This is a genomic window from Martinezella sp. CNPSo 3795, assembly GCF_057784475.1.
In genome coordinates this window covers 776,325-798,106 of sequence record NZ_JBXSOQ010000002.1, presented here as the reverse complement: position 1 = coordinate 798,106, position 21,782 = coordinate 776,325, and the positions used below count along the sequence as shown (strand labels likewise).

Genomic DNA, 21,782 nt, shown 5'->3' with positions numbered 1-21,782 from the left:
TCTCATGCGGAACTTTAACGGCCGCTGAGTGTTTCCTGTAGATGCCGGACAATGACTTTCATATACGCTGGGATGCATCCGCGCTCGCGTTGTTGCGGTCGCGCATTCGTGGCTTTGAATGGCCGTACAACGCTGCGGACAGCGGATGGCGTTATGGCTGTGATCCCGATTTCCTGCGCCGTTTTTGCAGTCATTGGGCAGACAGCTATGATATCGAAGCCGGCGAGGGCATACTCAACCGTTATCCGCAGCTGCTCGCCGAAGTCGCGCCGGGGATGCGGCTGCACGTCGTTCATGTACGCGGCGAGGCGCAGGGGCGGCGTCCGCTCCTGCTGATCCACGGTTGGCCGGGTTCGGTCTACCAGTTCTGGCCGGTCATCGATGCACTGGCTTTTCCGTCACGCTTCGGCGGCACGCCGATGGATGCATTCGACCTCGTCATCCCTTCGCTGCCCGGCTACGGTTATTCGGATAAGCCGGCCGCGCCAGTCGGCCCGCGCGTCACCGCCGGGTGGCTTGCGCGCCTAATGCGTGACGCGCTTGGCTATCAAGATTATCTGGTGGCGGGGACCGACTGGGGTGTCGTCATCGCCGCCTGGCTCGCTCTGGATCACCGCGAAGACGTACGCGGCATCCACATCGACTATCCCGGCGCGCAACCCGCGGCGGCGCCGACGACCGACGCGGAACGCGCCTATCTCGAGGCATTCGAAGTGGCCGAAAACCGGCTCGGTGCATACAGCCGGCTCCACGCGACGCGGCCGCAGTCGCTCGCCTTCCTCGCGGCGGGTAATCCCGTCGCACAGGCGGCCTGGATTCTCGAGCGCTTCCATGACTGGGCGGATCTGCGTGGGCGTGCGATCGATGAGGTCTTCGGTCTCGATACCCTCATCACTAACCTCATGCTGACCGTCATGACCGATAGCTTCGGATCGGCGACCTGGATGTATGCCGGTGCAGAATCAGAGGGTGCACGACGCCTGCCGGAAGGATGTCGGGTCCCCGTCCCGGTGGGGTTCGCGAGCTTCCCCGATCCGCGTCATCCGCGGCCGCCACGGAGCTGGGTCGAAAAGGGTTACGACGTCGTTCATTGGCGAGAACACGATCGCGGCGGACATTTCGCCAGCATGGAAGTGCCGGATCTCGTCGTCGCCGATCTCCGGGATTGGGCGGCGTCTTTGGCCAATATCCACCGGAAGGTCGATGGTATCGTCGAGGCTGAGAAAAAGGGCGACTGACTGAGCGAGACAATTTCGTGGCGAAGTCGCCGGGAACCCTGTGGCGAATTCATGGTTAGGCGTGCTCACGGCGGTCTTTCGGACCGTGTGGTCTTCCTGCTGAAATCGACATCGGAAAGGGTATCGGATGTCTAATCCAGAAGAAGCCCCGGCCTCGGGGGTCACGAGGCGCACACTCCTGGCCGGGACAATCACGTCTGCAACGGCCATTTCAGTCGGTGCTGCCTCGAAAGAGCAAGAAGCGCGGCTCGCTGCGGTGTCGACGCAGTCCACGGTCCCGATAAAGATGAAGATCAATGGCCAATCCTATCAGTTCAGCGTTGACCCGCGCACATCGCTCCTGGATCTCCTTCGTGACCATGCGGGCCTGACGGGTACAAAAAAGGGCTGCGACCACGGGCAATGTGGAGCGTGCACGGTGCTCACCGATGGAAAGCGGACCTTGTCCTGCATGAGTTTCGCGGCGATGAATGACGGGCACAAGATCACCACTATCGAAGGTCTTTCGTCGGTTAATGGGCGTCTGCATCCGATGCAGCAGGCGTTTATCGACCACGACGCCTTCCAATGCGGTTACTGCACGCCCGGTCAGATCCTGTCCGCGGTTGCCTGCGTGCACGAGGGACATGCCGGTAACGATGCCGACATTCGCGAATACATGAGCGGCAATATCTGTCGATGCGCGGCTTACCCCAACATCCTCGCTGCCGTGAAACAGGCCCGCGACGAGATGGAGAAGCTCTGATGCTACCTTTCAGTTATCAAACTGCTCGTGATGTCGGCAGGGCCATCGCGGAGGCGAGCGAAGCAAAGGAAATTCCTCCAACCGCCGCGCCGTCACAGTTCATCGCCGGTGGCACGAACATGTCCGACTACATGCGGCTCGGCGTCAATCGGCCTTCGCGTCTGGTGGATATCAACTGCATCGAGGATCGATCATTGAAGACGATCGAGATCGGTGATCCCGACATTCGCCTCGGCGCTCTGGTCCGCATGAGCGAAGTCGAGGACCATCCGGAAATCAACCGAAGGTGCCCGATGCTGGCCGAAAGCCTGAAGCTCGCGGCCAGCCGACAGATCCGCAATATGGCAAGCCTTGGCGGCAATGTGCTGCAGCGGACGCGCTGCGAATATTTCCGCGAGATTTCATGGCCTTGCAACAAGCGCGATCCCGGCTCCGGCTGCGCTGCCATCGAAGGCTTCAACCGGCAGCATGCGGTGCTCGGGACTAGCGACTCCTGTATAGCGACCTATCATGGAGACTTTGCCCAGGCGCTGATTGCTCTCGATGCCTCCGTCGACATATCAGGCCAATCCGGCAGACGGCGTATCCGCTTTGCAGAACTGCATCGCCAGCCGGGCGATCGGCCGGATGTCGAAACGACGCTGCGGCCAGGCGAGATCATTACGGCCATCGCGGTGAATGTCCCGGCCTGGGCTGCACGATCTCGTTACCTCAAGATACGCGACCGTCACTCCTATGCCTTCGCCCTCGCTTCCATAGCCGTCGCAATCAACCTCGATGGAGATATCGTGCGCGATGCGCGTATCGGTCTTGGCGGGCTGGCTACCGTTCCTTGGCGCGCCACGGCGGCCGAGGAGGCGCTCCGGAACAAGCCCCTCACGGAGGAAAGCGCCTCAATCGCGGCACAGGCCGCGTTTGCGGACGCCCGGCCGCGCGAGCATAACGCCTTCAAGATCGAGCTTGGAAAACAGACATTGATACGGGCCTTGCTCGAGGTTCGGGATATGAGGATATGACCATGAACGAGGCCGCACCACCTGCAAAGGAAAACATGGGTGAGCCACTGCCGCGGATCGATGCCCGCCTCAAGGTTACGGGAAAGGCATCCTATCCCGCCGACATTCCGGTCAACAATCTCGCGCATGCGATGCTGGTGACCAGTGCTGTAGCGCGGGGTCGCTTGACATCGCTGCATCTGGACCAGGCGCGGGCCGTGCCAGGTGTAATTGACATCATTACCCATGAGAGCATCCGAGATGAGCTGGAACCCCCCGAATTCGGGACATCGGGATCGACTTCCATCGGGCCTCTCCATGATACGAAGATTTGGCATGACGGCCAGATCATCGCGCTGGTTTTGGCCGAGACCATCGAGGCCGCCCGCGAAGGCGCCATGCGCATCACCCCCGATTACGAGGCGGAGAAGCCGAGCACGAGCTTCGGGTCGGAGGGCACGGAAACCGTGGCTGCGGCAGAAGCGAGCAAGCAGTTCAAGGAAGACGTCAAGGCGGGCGATTTCAACGCCGCCTTTGCTGCCGCGGACGTCAAGATCGACGCCGAATACGAGATGCCGACGCAACATCACAATCCGATCGAACTGTTCTCCACGACTGCTTATTGGCGAGGGGATGAACTCGTTGTTCATGAACCGAGCCAGAATGTCTACGGCTGGAAAGTCGAGATCGCGCGGCAGCTGAAGATCAAACCTGATCAAGTAAGGGTGGTCAGTCCCTACATCGGGGGTGCCTTCGGATCGAAGGGGCCGATAACGCCGCGAACAGCCATCGTCGCGTTTGCTGCGCGCAGGCTTGGCAGGCCGGTGCGGTGTGTCGTTACCCGACCACAGGCGTTCACCACGCAGACCTACCGTGCCGAAACGCGCCACCATATCCAGATTGGCGCGACGCGGGACGGCAAGATAACTGCTCTAAAGCACGAGGGCTGGGAGGTGACGTCCCGCCCGGATCCTTATGTGGTCGGCGGAACGAAGACGACCGGCCTCATGTATGATTATGGATCGGTACTGACCAAGGTTTTCCTAGTCAAGGCGGACAGGCCGACGCCGAGCTACATGCGTTCCCCACCGGAAACCCCCTATGTCTATGCACTGGAAAGCGCGATGGACGAGATGGCGGTTGCTCTTAACATGGATCCGGTAGAGTTCAGGCGCGTCAATGATGCCGTGAAGGAGCCGATCGAAGGCCGCCCCTTCTCCAGCCGCTCGCTGATGGAATGCTACGATGAGGCGGCCCGCGAATTTGGCTGGTCGAAGCGAAATCCGGATGTAGGCAGCATGCGGGATGGCGACTGGCTGGTCGGCATGGGCTGCGCGACGGCGATCTATCCAACCAATATCGCGCCTTGCGCAGTTCGCGTCACCCTGACCGACGATGGGCGGGCACGGGTCCAGACCGCCTCCCATGAAATCGGCACCGGAGTGCGCACGATTGCCGCCCAGCTCGCGGCGGAACAATTGGGGCTCGACGTAAGCGCCGTCGAGGTCGAGATGGGCGATACGCGGCTTCCGCCGGCGCCCGTTGCCGGCGGCTCGAATACGACGGCCAGCGTCTCTTCAGCGATCATCAAAGCCTGCGGGGAAATCCGCGAAAAGCTCGCCTACGCGGCGGTGACATCAAATGACGGGCCACTCGCCGGCCGAGATCCGCACTCGATCATGCTCAGAGAGGGTAAGCTCGTCATCGGCGAGAGCTCGCAGGGCCTCAAGGACGCTTTCAAGCAGTTGGGCGCCGGCGTCATCGAGCAATATAGCGAATTTCGTCCTGACGCTGCTTCCGCGGAAGCCGTTTCCAACCTTTACAAGGGCAAGCTGGAAATGGTGAGCGGTGATCAAGGCAAGAAGGTGAAATATGCCTTCGGTGCTGAATTCGTCGAGGTCCGCGTTCATCGGAGAACGCGGGAAATTCGCGTCCCTCGGATCGTCGGCGCCTTTGGCGCTGGCCGGATCATGAATACCCGGACGGCTCGCAGCCAGCTCATGGGCGGGATGATCTGGGGAATTTCGTCGGCCCTTCACGAAGCGACCGAATTCGACCGGCGCGATGCCCGCGTCGTCAATCGGGATCTGCAGGACTATCTCGTGCCGGTGAATGCAGACATCCAGGACGTAAAAGTCATCCTTGTGTCGGAGACCGATCCGGACGTCAACCCGGCGGGCGTCAAGGGGCTTGGCGAACTCGGCAACGTCGGAACGGCGGCCGCGATCACCAGTGCGGTCTACCACGCTACCGGCAAGCGTATCCGCAAACTTCCGATCCGCATCGATAACCTGATTGGCTAATGTCAACGCAGGCGCTTTCTCGCGCCAAGACGTGCTTGTTCCCATTGGCAGGCACCCGGATCGGGCCACAGCTCTCTTATGTCGGCAAGCCGTTCTTGCCGGCCTGTTCCGCCTCGGCCACCAGCGGGCATGCCAATGCTCATGAAGGTGCGGATTACAGCGGTCGCTTTTCGGTGCGTCGTCGCGCCGCCGCCAGTGACGCCCCACGTCGGCACGATGGTCGATACCAGCCATTCGAAGATTTAATGTTCTCCCTCCCAGCCCCCTCGGCGCGCCGCAGCGCTTGTCATGTTTCCATCATTCGAGGCCGGCCGCTAAGTGCGGAGCGCCTAGGGGTTCCGAAACCGGTAGTGGACAAGCATCGGGGAACTGAATTGCGGACATAGCGTTGGCAAAGAAACAGGATCGCTGGGACACTCGAGAACCGGATGAATATTCTTCGCAATGAACGTCGTCTGTTCGGATTTGGCATGTGCTGATAGCTTTTCAGGCCCTGGTTAGAAAGGTGTGCACCTCTTCGGCTTCACCGCATTCTAACGAAATGTCTCTTCATTGAGGATCGCGCAGCGAGGAAGGCGGGGAGGCGATCGAATTACCTCGACGGCATCGCCTTCGTTGCCGGTCTTGCCAAGGCTCGGGCGGCCATTACTTTTACTAGGAAACCTGTGACATATGTCGGGTGCATCTGCTGGAGCAAGGGGAATGATGCTGGAAGATCTATACCGCCTTTTGCGAACCGGACATGTCCAGGCGCAGGGAGTGGTCGATACGATGACGCAGCCGATTGTAGTTCTTGATCAGAACTTGTGCGTCGCGACCGCAAACAATGCATTCTTGAAAACGTTCGAGGTCGAGCGGGACGATATTCTGGGGGAGAGTTTCTTTGATCTCGGCAACGGTCAGTGGGATGTTACCGAGCTCCGACAGCTGATCGCCGCGGTCATCCCAAAAGCAGCCGCTGTCATTGGGTACGAAGTCGCGCATGATTTTCCAACTATCGGCCGGCGTACGTTCCTCGTCGATGCGCGCCGCCTTGTGCACCCGGATGACAATAGCACCAACATCCTTGTCCTCTTCGACGATGTGACGGAAAGGCTGCGGCACGACGCCGAAAGGGATTTCATCATTTCGGAAACACGCCATCGGATGAAGAACCTTTTCGCGGTCGTGCGATCGCTAGCGATGCAGATGAATGCGGAAGATCTGACGGCCGTTGATTACCGTGATCGTTTCCTGGGACGCCTCGAGGTCACTCTTCATGCCCAGGAGATCGCGGCCATCAATGAAACGACCGATTTTGAAACCCTGCTGAGGCAATCGGTCAGCGAGCCTGGAATGGATCGTCTCCATTGCCAGGGGCCAAGAGTGCAGGTTCGGGGCTCGGAGATCGTGCCAGTTAGCATGATGTTCCATGAGCTGGCAACGAATGCGTTGAAGTATGGCGCGCTATCCGCCCCAGGCGGTGCCTTACAGGTCGAATGGTCACTGGAGGAAGTGCCGGAGAGCCGCTCTTATTTCGTATGCCGGTGGCGCGAAACGGGCGGCCCCGCGATCATGCCGCCGACGAGAAGAGGCTACGGTACCGAGCTGATCGAAGGCACTTGCCGACATCTTGGCGGAACGGTGGAACTTAACTTCGATCCAAAAGGTTTGACTGCCATCATCAAGCTCCCTTGGAAACGTTCATGAGCGAACCTGAAAATGACAAGGCTCTTGGCAGGATCGTTCTTGTGGTTGAAGACGAGTTCCTTATCGCCCTGGAGCTGGAAAGCGTGTTGACCAGTAGCGGATTCGAGGTCCTGGGCCCGGCGAGCTCGGTCGGGCAAGCCCTCGACCTGCTGAGGAGCCAACGTCCGGATGCCGCTGTTCTGGACGTCACTCTCGGCAACGAGAAGGTTACTCCGGTCGCTTTCCTTTTAAAATCATGGGATGTCCCGTTCGTCCTCGCCAGTGCAAGCGATGCGGCGGAACTTGCCCGGCATGATGTTTTGGCCAAGGCACTCAATCTCGGGAAGCCCACCGACATGAAACGTCTTGTGGACGTCGTTCGATCCTTCTTTAGCCGCTGACGATGGATAAAGCGGCGATCCGTCAAGTGAATGCCGCGAACGTGACCGCGTCGATTGGCATGCTACTCCTTTGAGGCGATCTGGAATACCAGCGAATGGGATGACACCAGCGACACGCCATCCCTGGCTCAGTGTCAGCGCTTCCGCCGCGGGCTGGTTAACAATCGAACGACCGAAGGTAGATGGTTCAGATCTTCTTAAGCACAATTATTCGTCGAGGTGGGGCAGCAATATCGTCGGAAAAACGACATTATTCGAGATCCAAAATGCAAGCCTTTCGATCATCCAGACGATGCTTGGGAACCATCTCAACGCGGAATAGTTCCGTCCGGCGGATGACCACCTGGAAAGAGCTGTCATGAAGAAGCGGAAACATGAAGAGATGACGGATCCCTCTCACTCGCGACCAGCGAAATATGAGGAGACCGAGGGCGCGACCGGTGCGGTCGAAAGGCCGGCCATCCCGCCGGTCATGAAAAAGGGAGAGAAGCCGTCTTCCAAGAAAAACAAGCACAAGGACGATGCCGGCGGGGAAGGGGACTGAACCTCACGGTTGCGCAATAGGGCTTGGCGGGTCTATCCCACCCAGTTCGTGATCCAGTAGGCTATTGCCGAGATAGCCGCCGCCGCGGGCAGGGTTATTATCCATGCGACGACGATATTGCTCGCCAATCCCCATCGAACCGCCGAGATCCGCCGCGCGGCGCCGACACCGACGATTGCGCCCGTAATCGTATGGGTCGTCGAGACAGGGATGCCAAGCCATGTCGCGGCGAACAAGGTCAAGGCGCCACCGGTCTCAGCGCAAAAGCCCTGCATTGGATTGAGCCTCGTGATCTTCGAGCCCATCGTGTGCACGATCCGCCAACCGCCAAACAGGGTCCCGAGCGCCATCGCGGACTGACAGGATAACACCACCCACAGGGGCACGTGGAACTCCGCTCCGGTATGACCTTGGGAGTAGAGCAGTACGGCGATGATGCCCATGGTCTTCTGGGCGTCGTTTCCGCCATGGCCGAGGGAGTAGAGAGAAGCGGACACGAATTGCAGGATGCGGAAGGTGCTGTCGACGGCGAAAGGCGTCTGGCGAACGAATATCCATGTCACGCATAGGACAAGGAAGAGCGCGAGCACGAAGCCAAGCAGTGGCGACATGACGATGGCACCGGCCGTCTTCAGCAGGCCGGACCAAACAATGGCATCCATGCCAATCTTCGCCACGCCGGCACCGACGAGGCCACCGACCAGAGCATGCGACGAGCTTGACGGGATGCCCAGTACCCAGGTCACGATATTCCATATGATCGCCCCCATCAGGGCGGCGAAGATGACCTGTGGCGTGACGATGTTGGGATCGATAATACCGGTGCCGAGGGTTTCGGCGACGTGGAGCCCGAAGAACAGGAAAGCGATGAAATTGAAGAATGCGGCCCACAACACGGCGTATTGCGGTCGCAGGACCCGGGTCGAGACGATGGTGGCAATTGAGTTGGCTGCATCGTGCAGCCCATTCAAAAAATCGAAGAACAATGCCACCGCGATGAGGCCCACCAGCAATGGGAAAGCGAGAGTGGCCTCCATCAGACGTTCTCGATTACGATGCCATTGATTTCATTGGCGACATCCTCGAAACGGTCGACGACCTTCTCCAATTCACCAAAGATCTCGCTGCCGATGATGTAGGCCATTGGGTTGGTGGCGCCATACCGGCGAAAGAGATCTTTTAGACCTTGATCATGTAGCTCATCGGAGCGACCCTCGACCTTTACGACCTCTTCGGTGAGCGCGCTGAGGCGAGAAGAGTTGGCACTCATGCGATCAAGGAGAGGGATTGCCTCGGCTACCAGTTTTGCGGCCTCGACGATCGCCTTGCCCATTTCCTGCATACCGGGATCAAAGCTGTCCTGTTCGAATAGCCGGATCGTCTTGACCGTCTTGTGCATCATGTCGATCGCATCGTCCATTGACATGATGAGATCCTTGATGTCGCCACGGTCAAAGGGCGTGATGAAACTGCGCCGAGTGGCAAGCAGAACTTCGCGCGTGATGTCATCGGCCTCGTTCTCGAGCTCAACGATGCGCTGGCAGTGCTGCTCCGTGTCTTTGCCGGCCAGCAATTCGTTCAGAGCTTCCGCCGCGCTGACGATCGTGCGCGAATGTCGAGAGAAAAGATCGAAAAAACGGTCTTCTCTCGGCATCAGTCTACGAAACCAGTTCACTTTCCGCACTCCAAACAGGCGTTGTCATAAATCCGTCATAAACGACGAGGCCCGTCATGGAAAGCCGAGACATCCGCAAAACGGCGCCCTCTGACAGCCTCATCACAAGATTTGAATCGCGGCGGCGAAGGCCTATGGACTTGATGTGATCGTCGAACGATATGGCTGGACCGGATACGAGGCTGGCAAGGTCGTCGCGCAGCGGCTGCTGACCCGAAGCGAACGACCGGACGCGGTGTTTTGTGCAACCGATCTGCTGGCCTGCGGCCTCATGGACGCGGCACGGCACCAGTTTTCGCTTTCGATCCCGGATCAGCTCTGCGTCGTCGGCTTCGACGATATTGAGCAGGCCTCATGGTCGTCCTATGATTTGACGACCTTTGCTCAGCCCGTGGTGGCAATCGCACGACAGGCTGTGACATGGCTGGGCGAGAGCCCGTCATCGGACAGGCTCGAGGGCCATTCCGTAACATTGCACGCCGAATTGGCGTGGCAAGACTCGGTTAGAGGAGGATAGGGCGCTGGATAGGCTGATAAGTTGAATGACATGACATCAAAAAAAGACAGCGGCAAGCCAACATTCCCCAAATCAAAGCACCTGCTGCAACAGCTGGCACGCACGCCGGAACAGCTGTTTTCCAGTGCGTTTCGAAACCAATATGGCGCGCTTTGTTTTCGCTACAAGGAGGGCGGTGACGAGATCGAAGTTCTGGTGATTACCTCGCGTGAAAGCGGGCGCTGGATCGTGCCGAAAGGCTGGCCCATGAAAGGCAAGGAGCCTCACGAGGCAGCCGCCATCGAAGCATGGGAGGAAGCTGGTGTCCGCGGCAAGGTGAGAAGAGCGCCGATCGGACGATATACCTATCTGAAAGAACTTGACGACGGAAAAGTCGTGCCATGCGTCGTTGACCTGTTTCAAGTGGAAGTGAAAGAGATCCGGAATGAGTTCAAGGAGCGAGGCCAGCGGCGGATCGATTGGGTCAGCCTCGACGAGGCGGCTAGACGGGTACGTGAAATTGAGCTCAAATCTCTGCTCATCAACTTTAGGCCTCAGCGAAAATAAAGGTTGGAAATCAGAAACTTCAGAACCACAGGTCCTGGCCAACACCTGATCACATAGACTTCGGACTGTTCTCGCCCGCAACCAACCTGAACGATTTCTATAGTTCAGGTTCGCGGATACCACCTCAGCCTCCGCCGCCGGCCTGCAATCAACTCAATCACTTCGTTCTCAGTCTTGGATTGTTTCTTTGGATTGTCTCTTAAGCGTTTCGATGAAATCCGCCAGCGGATGAATCGAGGGCGTCATTGCCAAGAGAGGTTCAAGAGCGGCAGCTACTGCCCGGCAATTGTCTGAGGAAAGAGACCGAAGGTTCGATGAAACTTTGTTATAGGCGGGTGTCCCACGCGAGGCGAAGGAACGATTGATGACGAATTGTTCCAATTCTCCATCAACTCGTTCCACAAACAATGCAAGTGATCCTCCATCGGCGGCAGCAGCGCTGTCAGAGACCGCTTTGAACATATATCCCTCCATCCAGTGACTGTAGTGGTAGGATATCCTATCGATACTTTGGAGCCAGATGCGCAAGGCAGCTGGATTCAAATAATCGAGATGTATTGATCACAGGGATCGACCGATATGGCAATCATTTCGATGATCATTTTGATCGCGACTGGGGTTGTTTGCGGCCTGGTGCTGATCGTAGGCGTCATCTATCTTTGCATTCTCCGCGAGGAGAAGAGGCGGCCCCTCGATCCGGCCGGAAGGTTCGTTGACCGGGCTCCAGTTTGAGCGCACCGAAGGCGGAGCTTGGCCAACATTGCACGGTGACGGAGCGCACCATTGAACAGGCGCCTCCTTTGATCAAACCGGTGCCCGATCTCACAAAGAAGGCGAAAGCCGCGATAAGAGATGCCTTTGCGGGAGTCACCTTGGACAAGGGGATTGGCCTTGGTGAGGTGTAGGCGCTTGACGATTACGCGAGCAACGGGGTTCGTGCCGCATGTCGGGCCGATGATAAGAAGGGCGACTGGACCGCGATCGCCCCAGAGATTCTCAATGAGCACTCCAGCAGCCCGTCGTTTTTCGATGCCAAGGGGATGTGATTTCATTTGCCCGCGTATGTGATCGCGGCGAACTGGCGAACCAAATGCGAGGCGCAGCCGAACAGCGACGCGAACATATGGACATGCGAGTGCCGCGCAGCCCCAGTCACGGTCAGCATGCCGAGCTCCGCGACCCGGTGTAGTTCCAGAGAGAATATGCGGCTCCGAATGCGGAGCCGCATGAATCGTTATCTCATAGTTCGTTGCTGAAGTTGTGGCGTCGATTGGAGGTCGTTGATCAGGATCGCCGCCGCGCCGATCGCTGCAGGTACGGCGAGCGCGCAGAAGATGCCGCGGAAGTCCCAGCCGAAGCCGAGCAGTAGACCGCCGATCGATGAGCCTAGGATACTGCCGAGCCGGCCGACGCCAAGCATCCAGCTTACGCCCGTCGCACGGGCGAAAGTGGGATAGCGGCCCGGTGCATACGCATTGAGGCCGGTCTGCCCGCCACTCATGAAGAACCCGACAGCCGCGACAATCGCGGCAAGGGCTGCTGACGTCAGCCCGCTGAAGGCAAGCATTATCAGCGCGACTGCGCCAAGCAGGTAGGATACCGAGATCGCGCTCTTCGAACCGATCCGCTGCATCGCGAAGCCGACCACTACGGCGCCGATCGTGCCGCCCAGCTGGAACATGGCGGTGACATTTGCTGCCGTCTCGATCGGCATGCCGGCATCCTTGATCATGGTCGGAAGCCAGCTCGTGGTGAGATAAATGACCAGCAGGCCCATGAAATAGCACAGCCAAAGCGACAAGGTGCGGATGATGAATGCCGGGGTGAACAGAAGTGCGACCGGCTGGCTCGCGGTCACGGGCTCGTCTTCGAGTGTGAATTCGCTGACCGACCTGAGATCCTCGCCCGTCACCCGCGATAACTGCTTGCGGATGCGATCGGCCGGAGCTGCGCGGACGACCATGAAGCGTGCAGATTCCGGAAGGAGGAAAAGCAAGATCACGAAAAGCGCGAGTGGCACGATGCCTCCGAACACGAGCACTGAATGCCAGCCGAACTTCGCAAGCAGATATGCGGCGACGAAACCGATGATCGCCGAGCCGAAGTTGAAGCCGGTGAACATGATCGCCAGAAGAACGGAGCGCTTCTGCTCGGGCACATATTCCGACAGTAGCGTCGTCGTGTTCGGCATGGCGGCGCCGAGGCCGAGACCGGTCAGAAAACGGAGCACGGCCATCTCCGTGGGACTTTGCGTGAGCGCGGTGAGCAGGCTTAGGACGCCGAAAGCAAAGACCGAACCGAGCAGTACTCGGCGGCGTCCGAACCAATCGGAGGATGAGCCGGCAAAGATCGCGCCGATAGCCAGGCCAACCGGCGCCGCCGCCATCACGAGACCAAAGGCGGGCTTGGAAATGCCCCAATCGCCGGTGATGGCAGGAGCGAGAAAGCCCATGATGGCGACGTCCATGCCGTCGCAGAAGACAATCAGGAAGCAGAGAACAGTCAGTGTCCATTGCATTCGCGACATCGGGCGGCTGTTGATGTAAGACCTGATCTCCAGGACGGTCGACTGTGTCATGTGCTCCTCCGACATGATGGTTGCGCGTGCGCGAGGCTTCATGCATGGGCGTTCTGGATCGTCCATGCATCGGTCCACTCGCGGAAATGGCTTCATGGAATCGCTCGACCGACGCCCGTCGCCAACCTCCTCCGCCCCTGCGCTTCGTTGACGGCCAAGCAGTACGCGTCTCGCGCCACTACCTCCAATCCAATCAGAGGTCCGCGGCATAAGCAGCGGCTATAGAATGCTTGTATCCCGCACGACTTCGTCCCGAGAAATCGGAAACGTCCAAAACCTTCATGGTGTCGGACCGCAACGTGGAGCGGTTAGTGCAAGTGTTCGACTTGTCGGGCGGTGTTGGAAGCGGCGCACCGATAGCGCAACACGCGTTCGAGGAAAGCGTCTTAAGGGAAGGCTATAGGCGACGAGTTTGCGTTGCTCGCTTCCTCGCGAATCTCGTCGAGAAAAGCTGCCTGGGCGGCGGTGGGTAACCAACCCTTGCGGATCGTAATGCCGATCGGCCGTTCGGTATGGGTGAGATCGAACGGCAGGGACGCCATGAGGCCACGCTTGATCTCCGCTGCGGCTTGGCCGCCCGACACGAAACCGAGATGGTCGCTCTGGTCGAGCAGCTCGCGCATCAGGATCAGCGAGCTGGACTCGACCACGCTTTTCGGCCCCAGCGGTTGTCCTTGGAAAAGGGCATCGAAATGGCTTCTGATTGGGGTGCCGCTCGTTGCAACCACCCAGGGATAGGAGGCCAGATCACCTATGCATATTTGGGGTTTCCCGATGAGCGGATGGCGCTTGCCCGCAACGATCACCACAATGTCATTGAACAGCGTTTCCTGCTCGACATCGTCAATGGGAAGGGGATTGCGCATCGCGCCGATCAGGAAATCGATCTCGCCGCGTCTCAAGCCGCCGAGCAGTTCGGCATAGACACCCTCGACAACCTTGATCGGCAGTTTCGGCCGCTTCCTACGAAACCGGGCGATCGCCGACGGCAGGATGAATGAGCGCGACAGAGGCATGCCACCCACGACGATCAGTCCGGCCTCCTGCGCGCGGGCTTCGGCGAGATCCGCCTCTGCCTGATGGAGTTCGGCGAAGGCGAGGCGGGTCGCCTGGGCGAGATTCTGCGCCAGGCGGGTGGCAACCATCCCATAGGACGTTCTCTCGAATAAGGGACGGGCCGCCTCTTTTTCCAGCTGGCTCACGGCGCGGTGGACAGTCGGCTGCGCCACCCCGAGCCGCCGCGCCGCAAGGGTGAAATTCTCCAACTCTCTGACCCCGACGAGTGCTTCGAGTTGCGCCGACGTCGCTGTCACCTTGAGCCTTGGCGCAAGCTCGACCAGTGCCGGATCTAGATAGGAGAAGGCACGTCTCACGCGTAGAAATAGAAGCTTGCCCTCGTCGTTGACGAAGAGGCCATGTGGCGAACGCGTGAACAATGCATATCCCAGTGTCTTTTCGATCTTCGATATGGCCTGCGTGACGGCCGGCTGCGATACGTAGCAGATCTCGGCCGCGCGCGTGACAGAGCCCGTTTCGACAACGGCCAGAAAAACGCGCAGATGCCGCAGATTGTGCCTCATTGCGTCGCGGAAGCTCCCTTGTTTGTCTCCTCGTTCAGCCTTTCGAGGATGCTGTCGGCTCGGCTTCCGAGGTCATCGATATTCGCGGGGATACAGAGCGCGGCTATCTCGTCCTGCCAATCGGCAATGGCCGCCGACATCCTGTCGGGAAGTCCGAGATCACGGACCGTCGCGGCAACCTCGCGCATCTCGGCCGCCCGACGCGCCCCATGCACCATCATCCTTTCGAGGTTGTAGGAGCTGCGCCTGGCCCAGTCTATTCCTGGATCGGAGGCCTGAAGCGACGCAATGACGGCGTTCTCCACGCCGGCGCGGCGGGCCGCAAGCATTGCTTCCGCCGTCAGGGCCTCCATACCTTTGATGATGACAGAACGCAGCATCTTGATCGACGACGCCTGTCCCACTTTCTCACCCGCGGACTTCGGCTTCATCCCGAGACTTTCAAGCGCCGCGCTCGCTGCTACTGCATGGGGACCGGAAACCAGAAGCGGCGTGAGATGGCGCGCCGGATGCACGGGCGACATGACGGCGACATCGACATAACGGCCGCCCGCTGCTTCGATTGCCTCAGCCGCGCTTATTTTGGCGGTCGGGGAGCAGGAGTTGCAGTCGAAATAGAGTGCACCAGCCTTAAGCCAGCAAGCGGCATCCCTGGCGACCGATAGAGCCTGATCCGCTGTGACGAGGCTGAAGATGATTGCCGCGTCGGAGAGGGCCTGCCGGGCCGCATCGGCATGGTGGACGTTGAATTCGGCGCAGGCGGCTGCGATCTGGCCGGCGTTATATGGATCGGCGGTCTTGACGTCGTAGGCGGCAACCAGCGCTCCGTCCGGTCGCGTCCAGCCCGATGCAAATGCACGTGCTGCCTCTCCGAATCCGATCATGCCGATCTTGAACTGGTTCATCATCCGCTTATTCCCGCACCGCTCCACCAAGCCATGTTCGCTTTAGACGAGGAAAGGGCGAACCGCTATTCATTATAGCCAAAACTTATGAGCAAGGCGTCGAAAGAAAATTGGCAAACCAACCGTTCGGAGCGACATACGATTTCGAAAAACAGGAGATTTCCATGTCCGACAAGAAGACCGCATTGGTAATCAGTGCCCATGCAGCGGATTTCGTCTGGCGCTGCGGAGGTGCGATCGCTCTACACGCCGACAAAGGTTATGATGTAACTGTCGTCTGCTTGTCCTTCGGCGAGCGGGGCGAGTCCGCCAAGCTCTGGAAGCAGAAGGACATGACGCTCGACCGCGTAAAGGCTGCGCGGCGCGCCGAGTCGGAAAAGGCAGCTCAGGCGCTTGGCGTCCATGACCTCATCTGCTTTGACCTCGGAGACTACCCCCTACGCATGACGGACGAAGACAAGTATCGTCTCGTGGACGTGATCCGCAATGTGCAACCCTCCTTCATGCTGAGCCACTCGCAATACGACCCCTACAATACCGACCATATGTATGCCACGCAGGTCGCGCTCGAAACCCGTATGATCGCACAGGCCTGGGGCCACAATCCCGGTGAAAAGGTGCTCGGCGCTCCTCAGCTCTATCTCTTCGAACCACATCAGACGGAGCAGATGGGCTGGAAGCCTGACGTCTTCCTCGACATCACCTCCGTATGGGATAAGAAGCGATCCGCCATCGAATGCATGGAAGGCCAGGAGCATCTGTGGGAATTTTATACTCGCGTCGCTCAGAACCGTGCCAACCATTTCCAGCGCAATTCCGGCGGCCAATCCGGCGGGCGTGCATCCAAATATGCGGAAGGCTTTCAGTCGGTTTTCCCGCGCACGGTCGACGAGCTTTGACGACGCTCGCGGGAGGAGCCTGACATGGAACCCTGTTTCGACATTGCTCACCTCGGCCATGTGGAGATGTTCACTGACAGATATGACGAGAGCCTCGATTTCTTCGTCAACGTCTACGGATTGACCCTGGCGGGGCAGGATGAGAGTTCCGCCTATTTGCGAGGCTGGGATGATTACGAATTCCACACCCTGAAATTGACGCGCAACGAGACGACCGGGATCGGGCATGTCGCCTATAGGGTTTCATCGCCGGAAGCGCTTGAACGGCGCGTCAAGGCGATCGAGGCCAGCGGCTACGACGTGCTGGGCTGGGTGGATGGCGATATCGGTCATGGCAGGGCGTTCCGGTTCAGGGATCCTTTCGGCCATGTCTTCGAAATCTATTGGGATACAGTCCGCTACGATCCACCGCCGAAGGAGCGACCGAAGCTCAAGAATCTCGCCCAGCGCTATCATGCGCGGGGCTGTCATCCGCGACGCCTCGATCATCTGAACCTGCTCGCCGCGGATGTGTCCGAGTTTCGCAGTTTCATGGAGACGTGCCTCGGATCCCGCGTCACCGAGATGATCCAACTCGACAACGGCCGCCTCGGCGGCTGCTGGTTCACGGTCAACAACAAGACCTATGACCTTGCCTGCACCGAAGAACACGGCCGAGGAGAAGGGCGCCTGCACCATGTGACCTACGCGACCGACACGCGCGAAGAAATTCTGCGCGCCGCCGACATCTTCCTCGAAAACGGCATCCACATTGAAACCGGCCCTCACAAGCACGCGATTCAGGGAACTTTCTTCCTCTATGTGTGGGAGCCCGCCGGCAATCGGGTCGAGCTCGCCAATTCCGGCGCACGGCTGATCCTCGCACCCGATTGGCAGCCTGTCGTGTGGACCGAGACTGAACGAAAGAAGGGGCAGGCCTGGGGTCTGAAGACAATCGAAACGTTCCACACGCACGGGACGCCGCCCGCAAAATAGCAAGGAGACCATGGATGGGAGTCGTTGTTCACAACATTTCGCGCGCTGAACCTGATTTGATCGAAAGGCTTGCCAAGGCCGGCGTCGCAACTGTTCACGAGGCGCAAGGGCGCAAGGGGATGCTTGCGAGCTACATACGGCCGATCTACACCGGCGCGCAGATCGCAGGTTCCGCAGTGACGATTTCAGCCCCTCCCGGCGACAACTGGATGGTCCACGTCGCGATCGAGCAGCTCAGGGAAGGAGATATTCTCGTCCTTGCGCCAACATCGCCTTGCGACAACGGTTATTTTGGCGATCTACTCGCGACATCGGCCAAGGCGCGTGGCTGCCGCGGTCTCGTGATCGATGCGGGTGTTCGCGATGTGCGGGACCTGACCCAGATGGGCTTTCCTGTCTGGTCAAGGGCGGTTTCGGCACAGGGGACCGTCAAGGAGACCCTCGGGTCGGTGAATATCCCCGTTGTCTGCGCCGGCGCCCATATCGAGCCGGGCGACCTCATCGTGGCCGACGACGATGGCGTCTGCGTGGTCAGACGCACCGAGATTGGCGACGTCGTAGCCGCCGCAGACAAGCGGCTGGCGAACGAGGACGCCAAGCGCAAGCGGCTCGCCGCCGGTGAGCTCGGCCTCGATATCTATGGCATGCGCGAGACGCTGGCAGCAAAGGGGCTCAGATATGTCTGAGGACGGCATTCCCTGCCTATGGATGCGGGGGGGCACCTCGAAGGGTGCTTATTTTCTCGCCGAACACCTTCCGTCCGACAGGACAGCGCGCGACGATCTTCTCCTAAGGATTATGGGTTCCCCCGATCCTCGTCAGATTGATGGCATAGGTGGTGCGGATCCGCTAACCTCCAAGGTGGCGGTCCTCTCACGGTCGACACGGACCGACGCTGATGTCGACTATCTCTTCCTGCAGGTCTTCGTGGACCAGGCACTTGTCAGCGATGCGCAAGGGTGTGGCAATATCCTAGCAGGCGTGGGGCCGGCGGCCATCGAGCGCGGGCTTGTTGAACCGATGGGCGACGTCACCGACGTCCGAATTCACATGCTCAATTCCGGCGAGGTGGCGATCGCAAGAATCGAAACACCTGATGGCCGCGTCACATATAGCGGCGACACCGTGATCGCTGGCGTGCCGGGCAGTCACGCCGCAGTCCCGTTGTTTTTTTCCAACATCGCCGGGTCGATGTGCGGCGCGCTTCTTCCGACCGGCCATGAGGTCGACGTGATCGATGGGGTTGAGGCCACGCTCATCGACAATGGCATGCCTTGCGTGATCATGCGCGCCTCGGACTTCGGTCTCATCGGCTTGGAAACACGCCAGGAACTTGAAGCCAATACCGAGATCAAGGCGCGCATCGAAGCGATCCGGCTCAAGGCGGGGCCGCTGATGAGTCTCGGTGACGTAACATCAGCATCGGTTCCGAAAATGACGCTGATCTCGGCCCCCGTGGCGGGTGGCGCCATTTCGACCCGCAGCTTCATTCCGCATCGGGTGCATGCGTCGGTGGGCGTGCTCGCTGCCGTAACGGTTGCGACGGCGACCCGGCTCCCACACAGCCCAGCCGGGAAGCTCGTTCGGGCGCCTATGGACGGTCGCTATCAGATCGAGCATCCGACGGGCAGCATGGAAGTGTTCCTCGACATCGACGCCGAAGGACAAATCAAGGCTGCGGGTACGATCCGTACGGCAAGAAAACTGTTCGAAGGTCGTATCTTTCCGCGTGATTAGGAGAGACATCTTTCGGGCACTCCCAACGCAATGCCGTCAGATCGTGGTGCCACCCGCAAGTGCGGCCAACGTATGTAGGCCCTGAGTGTGATGGTGCATCAACGGACCTGAGCCGTCACTGGAGGCCGTGAGGTCGGGCGCAAGGAGGCAGACACCGCTGCCTCGAACTGCGCCGTGCGGATGCACTCCATCCGATTTTTTCGATCGCACGGCGCGAAGCCGATGTTCAAAGCCATCGTGCACGCTCATCTTTTCCAAGCCAGCCACTTCAAAACCCAGTAACAAGCGCCAGTGCTCCCTTGGAAGCATATCCCTTGCCTCAGGCGCCTGGTCGTAGCCCATGCCCCCCTCCTTTCTAAAGACAGGCGGAACCATCCAGCAAATGTGCTGTCGTCGACACGACGGGGCGTCCAGACATCGCGCTCGGTTCTCTCAGTCTCCGGAGGTGAACCCAAGCTCCATTCGCGCGCAGGTCACAAAGGATATTACTGGATCGAGGCGGCGCTACGTATCGAATTCTCGCCGAGGATTTTAACCAAGGTCGCGCGTGCGCGTGACACGCGGCTTTTAATCGTCCCGATCTCACACCCGGAAAGTCTCGCCGCATCGTCATATGACAAACCATCGACAATCATAAGAAGTGCGTCTCGTTGATATGGGGGAAGGCGAGCTAAGGCAGAACGGACGTCGGCCGTATAAATGCAGAGCTGCTGGCGGCCTGCTATTGGAATTTCGAAAAGTCCATCATCACTATTACGAAGCTGGACCCGTTTTTGGCGCTTGTATTCGGTCATGTAGGTGTTTCGCATAATGGTGAATGCCCAGCTCCTGAGCTTGGTTCCCGGAGTGAAGCTATCGAGATGGGCAAGCATTTTGCCGACAGTCTCCTGCGTGAGGTCGTCGACATCGGTCTCGCTAAAAACGAACCGTCGGGCAAAGTTGCGCAAGGCTGGCAGCAGGGCGACAACTTCGTCCTGCAATGTAGAACATGCGGTTATGAGCATTTGATTTATCCTCCTGGATAAATCTGCAATGCTTACTCGCCCAGCTTGTTCCCCTTTCATATTTTCCGTACGCAAGCAGACAAAACTATGTTCGGATAATTACAGAGAGCTTGTCCTTTCCGATCACTACCCAGCATGTTTTCCCATCTAGGTTTGATGTCAGTGCAGTGTTCACAAAAGACATCGCATCATTTTCTATAGTGCAGCTAGAAAGACGATAGGAATCGGCGCAGCATCGCCTTGTTCTTGGTGGTCAATCCGCATTATTTCGCTGACTTGAAAATATGGCGAAGCTGTTTCGCGAATTGTCTTCACAAGATATATTCGATTGTGGCTTTGGTCTTGTTTCGATCGCAATGGCCGGCTTCATAATTGTCGATTCGTCGACGAATTATCCTAAATGAGACGATCGGTAATGTAGGCGCTAATCCGCTTAGCGGATATGCCTCGAAGCAGACCCAACGGCTGTCGCAAGGAGCGGTCTTGCCGCGATCATCATCAGGCTGAGAGGTAGCCGTCGAAGGACGCGCCCTGTTATGAAGGCCGCCAGTGATGCCGCGGATAACTTCAGCCATGGATAAGCTCCAAGTTGGTCATGCGCAGAGGCATCAACCAATCGGATTCCACTCCAGGCGACATTCCTTGCCCGATATCTAATCGTCAGCAGTCGAATTCGCACGATTGCAATTTCGGTTCGTAGCTCCAGCAATCGCAGCTGGAGCTTCTCGCGAGGGCCGATCTCTGCCTGGTGATGGGTTTCGAGTTTAGCTGTATCCTCGAGGCTGTCATTCTGATTCATCTGGTACTCTCCCTTGTGGCAAATCAGACCCAGCTACCGCAACAGTCCTTGCCCAACGTCGACGAACACCGGAGTGCCGGTGATAGGATCGAGCAAATCCCTATTCAGCTTGGCGACATTGATGGCACTTACTTCTTCCAGCCAGACCCATTCACCTGAGGCACCTCAGTTATTGCGCGTCATCCTCAATCCACCGGTATCTCGGTGGCGTTATTGATGATCGAATTGGTTAGCGTGTCATGCCACACGCAAACCCTATCACCGCGGCCGCAACTATTGTCGCGATCGGTCGCTCGCGAATCCTATGCTTGAATTCGCTTAGCAGACCGGCGCCATCTGGCAAAGGGACGGAAGCGTCACGCGCAGTTGGCGCCGGATCAGTTCGGCTGACTTGGCGCGCTGCTCGGTAAAGCGCACGAACCTCGGTTTTTGCGGCACCTTTGTCGCCGGCTCCGTCGCCTGTCGTTGCTTGCCTGTCTGAAGTGATAGGAAGTCTGTCTTCAAATGCATCAACATGATGCCGCGCGCTGCCTCTTTCGGAGGCTTCTGAGGAGGCATGCTTCGGTAAGACTGCTGTATGGGTCGCAGAAATAGGATCGGACGCCGGGAATGTGTCCTCAAGGCCCCTTTCGAGTTCGTTTTCCGTTGCTTGCTTCTGCTGCTCCTCGCGTTC

The 21,782-nt window shown here is 58.7% G+C and carries 21 protein-coding genes and 1 pseudogene; 13 read left to right on the top strand and 9 right to left on the bottom strand.

The genetic code is table 11. The annotated features are described in order from the left end of the window. Window positions 1-41: 41 nt before the first annotated feature. From AC13QY_RS08575 to AC13QY_RS08545, 7 genes are all read left to right on the top strand, one after another. On the top strand, window positions 42-1,238 hold the full coding sequence (locus AC13QY_RS08575; protein WP_113388640.1) for an epoxide hydrolase: 1,197 nt from the start codon (window positions 42-44) through the stop codon (window positions 1,236-1,238). A gap of 127 nt (window positions 1,239-1,365) precedes the next feature. Further along, window positions 1,366-1,983: a (2Fe-2S)-binding protein gene (locus AC13QY_RS08570; RefSeq protein ID WP_113388641.1), complete on the top strand. Its 618-nt coding sequence runs from the start codon at window positions 1,366-1,368 to the stop codon at window positions 1,981-1,983. Beyond that, complete coding sequence (locus tag AC13QY_RS08565; RefSeq protein ID WP_488493252.1) at window positions 1,983-2,999, top strand: FAD binding domain-containing protein; 1,017 nt, start codon at window positions 1,983-1,985, stop codon at window positions 2,997-2,999. The genes AC13QY_RS08570 and AC13QY_RS08565 overlap by 1 nt, the downstream gene beginning before the upstream one ends. Window positions 3,000-3,001: 2 nt before the next feature. Then, window positions 3,002-5,281, top strand: a complete 2,280-nt coding sequence (locus AC13QY_RS08560; protein ID WP_488493394.1) for a xanthine dehydrogenase family protein molybdopterin-binding subunit — start codon at window positions 3,002-3,004, stop codon at window positions 5,279-5,281. Between the two features lie 702 nt (window positions 5,282-5,983). Further along, window positions 5,984-6,970 (top strand): PAS domain-containing protein, encoded by a 987-nt coding sequence (locus AC13QY_RS08555; RefSeq protein ID WP_488493251.1) that lies wholly within the window; start codon window positions 5,984-5,986, stop codon window positions 6,968-6,970. Beyond that, on the top strand, window positions 6,967-7,350 hold the full coding sequence (locus AC13QY_RS08550) for a response regulator (protein ID WP_488493250.1): 384 nt from the start codon (window positions 6,967-6,969) through the stop codon (window positions 7,348-7,350). Before AC13QY_RS08555 ends, AC13QY_RS08550 begins: the two co-directional genes overlap by 4 nt. Before the next feature lie 358 nt (window positions 7,351-7,708). Beyond that, window positions 7,709-7,894, top strand: coding sequence for a hypothetical protein (locus AC13QY_RS08545; RefSeq protein WP_488493249.1), 186 nt, complete (start codon window positions 7,709-7,711; stop codon window positions 7,892-7,894). A gap of 32 nt (window positions 7,895-7,926) precedes the next feature. Here AC13QY_RS08545 and AC13QY_RS08540 read toward each other — a convergent pair whose 3' ends face one another. Further along, window positions 7,927-8,931: an inorganic phosphate transporter gene (locus tag AC13QY_RS08540; protein ID WP_488493248.1), complete on the bottom strand. Its 1,005-nt coding sequence runs from the start codon at window positions 8,929-8,931 to the stop codon at window positions 7,927-7,929. Further along, window positions 8,931-9,548, bottom strand: coding sequence for a DUF47 family protein (locus AC13QY_RS08535; protein WP_113353096.1), 618 nt, complete (start codon window positions 9,546-9,548; stop codon window positions 8,931-8,933). Before AC13QY_RS08535 ends, AC13QY_RS08540 begins: the two co-directional genes overlap by 1 nt. A 136-nt stretch (window positions 9,549-9,684) precedes the next feature. Between AC13QY_RS08535 and AC13QY_RS08530 the strand changes: the two are divergent. Together AC13QY_RS08530 and AC13QY_RS08525 are read left to right on the top strand one after the other, a co-directional pair. Further along, window positions 9,685-10,086 (top strand): annotated as a pseudogene (locus tag AC13QY_RS08530) (substrate-binding domain-containing protein); the annotation flags it as partial. A gap of 30 nt (window positions 10,087-10,116) precedes the next feature. After that, window positions 10,117-10,632: an NUDIX hydrolase gene (locus AC13QY_RS08525; protein ID WP_069614164.1), complete on the top strand. Its 516-nt coding sequence runs from the start codon at window positions 10,117-10,119 to the stop codon at window positions 10,630-10,632. Window positions 10,633-10,800: 168 nt separating this feature from the next. On the opposite strand, the gene AC13QY_RS08520 is transcribed toward AC13QY_RS08525, so the two are convergent. The 4 genes from AC13QY_RS08520 to AC13QY_RS08505 form a co-directional block, all read right to left on the bottom strand. After that, window positions 10,801-11,094: a hypothetical protein gene (locus tag AC13QY_RS08520; RefSeq protein WP_488493247.1), complete on the bottom strand. Its 294-nt coding sequence runs from the start codon at window positions 11,092-11,094 to the stop codon at window positions 10,801-10,803. Window positions 11,095-11,866: 772 nt separating this feature from the next. After that, complete coding sequence (locus AC13QY_RS08515) at window positions 11,867-13,210, bottom strand: MFS transporter (protein WP_488493246.1); 1,344 nt, start codon at window positions 13,208-13,210, stop codon at window positions 11,867-11,869. A gap of 386 nt (window positions 13,211-13,596) precedes the next feature. Beyond that, on the bottom strand, window positions 13,597-14,790 hold the full coding sequence (locus AC13QY_RS08510) for a LysR family transcriptional regulator (RefSeq protein WP_488493245.1): 1,194 nt from the start codon (window positions 14,788-14,790) through the stop codon (window positions 13,597-13,599). Next, on the bottom strand, window positions 14,787-15,698 hold the full coding sequence (locus AC13QY_RS08505) for an NAD(P)-dependent oxidoreductase (protein WP_488493244.1): 912 nt from the start codon (window positions 15,696-15,698) through the stop codon (window positions 14,787-14,789). Before AC13QY_RS08505 ends, AC13QY_RS08510 begins: the two co-directional genes overlap by 4 nt. Window positions 15,699-15,859: 161 nt before the next feature. Between AC13QY_RS08505 and AC13QY_RS08500 the strand changes: the two genes are divergently transcribed. From AC13QY_RS08500 to AC13QY_RS08485, 4 genes are read left to right on the top strand one after another with little or no spacing between them, the layout of a single operon-like run. Beyond that, window positions 15,860-16,594 carry a PIG-L deacetylase family protein gene (locus AC13QY_RS08500; protein ID WP_488493243.1) on the top strand — a complete coding sequence of 245 codons (735 nt, stop codon included), beginning with the start codon at window positions 15,860-15,862 and terminating at the stop codon, window positions 16,592-16,594. Window positions 16,595-16,618: 24 nt separating this feature from the next. Next, complete coding sequence (locus AC13QY_RS08495) at window positions 16,619-17,569, top strand: VOC family protein (protein ID WP_488493242.1); 951 nt, start codon at window positions 16,619-16,621, stop codon at window positions 17,567-17,569. Window positions 17,570-17,583: 14 nt separating this feature from the next. After that, window positions 17,584-18,255, top strand: coding sequence for a 4-carboxy-4-hydroxy-2-oxoadipate aldolase/oxaloacetate decarboxylase (locus AC13QY_RS08490; RefSeq protein ID WP_488493241.1), 672 nt, complete (start codon window positions 17,584-17,586; stop codon window positions 18,253-18,255). Next, window positions 18,248-19,306 carry a 4-oxalomesaconate tautomerase gene (locus tag AC13QY_RS08485; RefSeq protein WP_488493240.1) on the top strand — a complete coding sequence of 353 codons (1,059 nt, stop codon included), beginning with the start codon at window positions 18,248-18,250 and terminating at the stop codon, window positions 19,304-19,306. The genes AC13QY_RS08490 and AC13QY_RS08485 overlap by 8 nt, the downstream gene beginning before the upstream one ends. Before the next feature lie 36 nt (window positions 19,307-19,342). Here AC13QY_RS08485 and AC13QY_RS08480 read toward each other — a convergent pair whose 3' ends face one another. The 3 genes from AC13QY_RS08480 to AC13QY_RS08470 all read right to left on the bottom strand — a co-directional run bounded on the left by AC13QY_RS08480 (window position 19,343) and on the right by AC13QY_RS08470 (window position 20,885). Continuing rightward, the gene (locus AC13QY_RS08480) at window positions 19,343-19,648 is read right to left on the bottom strand and encodes a hypothetical protein (protein WP_488493239.1); all 306 of its coding nucleotides are present in this window, start codon (window positions 19,646-19,648) and stop codon (window positions 19,343-19,345) included. Window positions 19,649-19,791: 143 nt separating this feature from the next. Then, on the bottom strand, window positions 19,792-20,310 hold the full coding sequence (locus AC13QY_RS08475) for a sigma-70 family RNA polymerase sigma factor (RefSeq protein ID WP_488493238.1): 519 nt from the start codon (window positions 20,308-20,310) through the stop codon (window positions 19,792-19,794). Window positions 20,311-20,621: 311 nt separating this feature from the next. Then, window positions 20,622-20,885, bottom strand: coding sequence for a hypothetical protein (locus tag AC13QY_RS08470; RefSeq protein ID WP_488493237.1), 264 nt, complete (start codon window positions 20,883-20,885; stop codon window positions 20,622-20,624). Window positions 20,886-21,782 lie beyond the last annotated feature (897 nt).

Bases quoted from the DNA above. Each gene is read 5' to 3' on its own strand.
- AC13QY_RS08505 (WP_488493244.1), bottom strand. From the start codon at position 15,698: ATGATGAACCAGTTCAAGATCGGCATGATCGGATTCGGAGAGGCAGCA.
- AC13QY_RS08485 (WP_488493240.1), top strand. From the start codon at position 18,248: ATGTCTGAGGACGGCATTCCCTGCCTATGGATGCGGGGGGGCACCTCG.
- AC13QY_RS08540 (WP_488493248.1), bottom strand. From the start codon at position 8,931: ATGGAGGCCACTCTCGCTTTCCCATTGCTGGTGGGCCTCATCGCGGTG.
- AC13QY_RS08470 (WP_488493237.1), bottom strand. From the start codon at position 20,885: ATGGCTGAAGTTATCCGCGGCATCACTGGCGGCCTTCATAACAGGGCG.
- AC13QY_RS08475 (WP_488493238.1), bottom strand. From the start codon at position 20,310: ATGCTCATAACCGCATGTTCTACATTGCAGGACGAAGTTGTCGCCCTG.
- AC13QY_RS08545 (WP_488493249.1), top strand. From the start codon at position 7,709: ATGAAGAAGCGGAAACATGAAGAGATGACGGATCCCTCTCACTCGCGA.
- AC13QY_RS08570 (WP_113388641.1), top strand. From the start codon at position 1,366: ATGTCTAATCCAGAAGAAGCCCCGGCCTCGGGGGTCACGAGGCGCACA.
- AC13QY_RS08480 (WP_488493239.1), bottom strand. From the start codon at position 19,648: ATGGGCTACGACCAGGCGCCTGAGGCAAGGGATATGCTTCCAAGGGAG.
- AC13QY_RS08495 (WP_488493242.1), top strand. From the start codon at position 16,619: ATGGAACCCTGTTTCGACATTGCTCACCTCGGCCATGTGGAGATGTTC.
- AC13QY_RS08510 (WP_488493245.1), bottom strand. From the start codon at position 14,790: ATGAGGCACAATCTGCGGCATCTGCGCGTTTTTCTGGCCGTTGTCGAA.
- AC13QY_RS08535 (WP_113353096.1), bottom strand. From the start codon at position 9,548: ATGCCGAGAGAAGACCGTTTTTTCGATCTTTTCTCTCGACATTCGCGC.
- AC13QY_RS08575 (WP_113388640.1), top strand. From the start codon at position 42: ATGCCGGACAATGACTTTCATATACGCTGGGATGCATCCGCGCTCGCG.
- AC13QY_RS08555 (WP_488493251.1), top strand. From the start codon at position 5,984: ATGATGCTGGAAGATCTATACCGCCTTTTGCGAACCGGACATGTCCAG.
- AC13QY_RS08500 (WP_488493243.1), top strand. From the start codon at position 15,860: ATGTCCGACAAGAAGACCGCATTGGTAATCAGTGCCCATGCAGCGGAT.
- AC13QY_RS08565 (WP_488493252.1), top strand. From the start codon at position 1,983: ATGCTACCTTTCAGTTATCAAACTGCTCGTGATGTCGGCAGGGCCATC.
- AC13QY_RS08550 (WP_488493250.1), top strand. From the start codon at position 6,967: ATGAGCGAACCTGAAAATGACAAGGCTCTTGGCAGGATCGTTCTTGTG.
- AC13QY_RS08520 (WP_488493247.1), bottom strand. From the start codon at position 11,094: ATGTTCAAAGCGGTCTCTGACAGCGCTGCTGCCGCCGATGGAGGATCA.
- AC13QY_RS08560 (WP_488493394.1), top strand. From the start codon at position 3,002: ATGAACGAGGCCGCACCACCTGCAAAGGAAAACATGGGTGAGCCACTG.
- AC13QY_RS08515 (WP_488493246.1), bottom strand. From the start codon at position 13,210: ATGACACAGTCGACCGTCCTGGAGATCAGGTCTTACATCAACAGCCGC.
- AC13QY_RS08525 (WP_069614164.1), top strand. From the start codon at position 10,117: ATGACATCAAAAAAAGACAGCGGCAAGCCAACATTCCCCAAATCAAAG.
- AC13QY_RS08490 (WP_488493241.1), top strand. From the start codon at position 17,584: ATGGGAGTCGTTGTTCACAACATTTCGCGCGCTGAACCTGATTTGATC.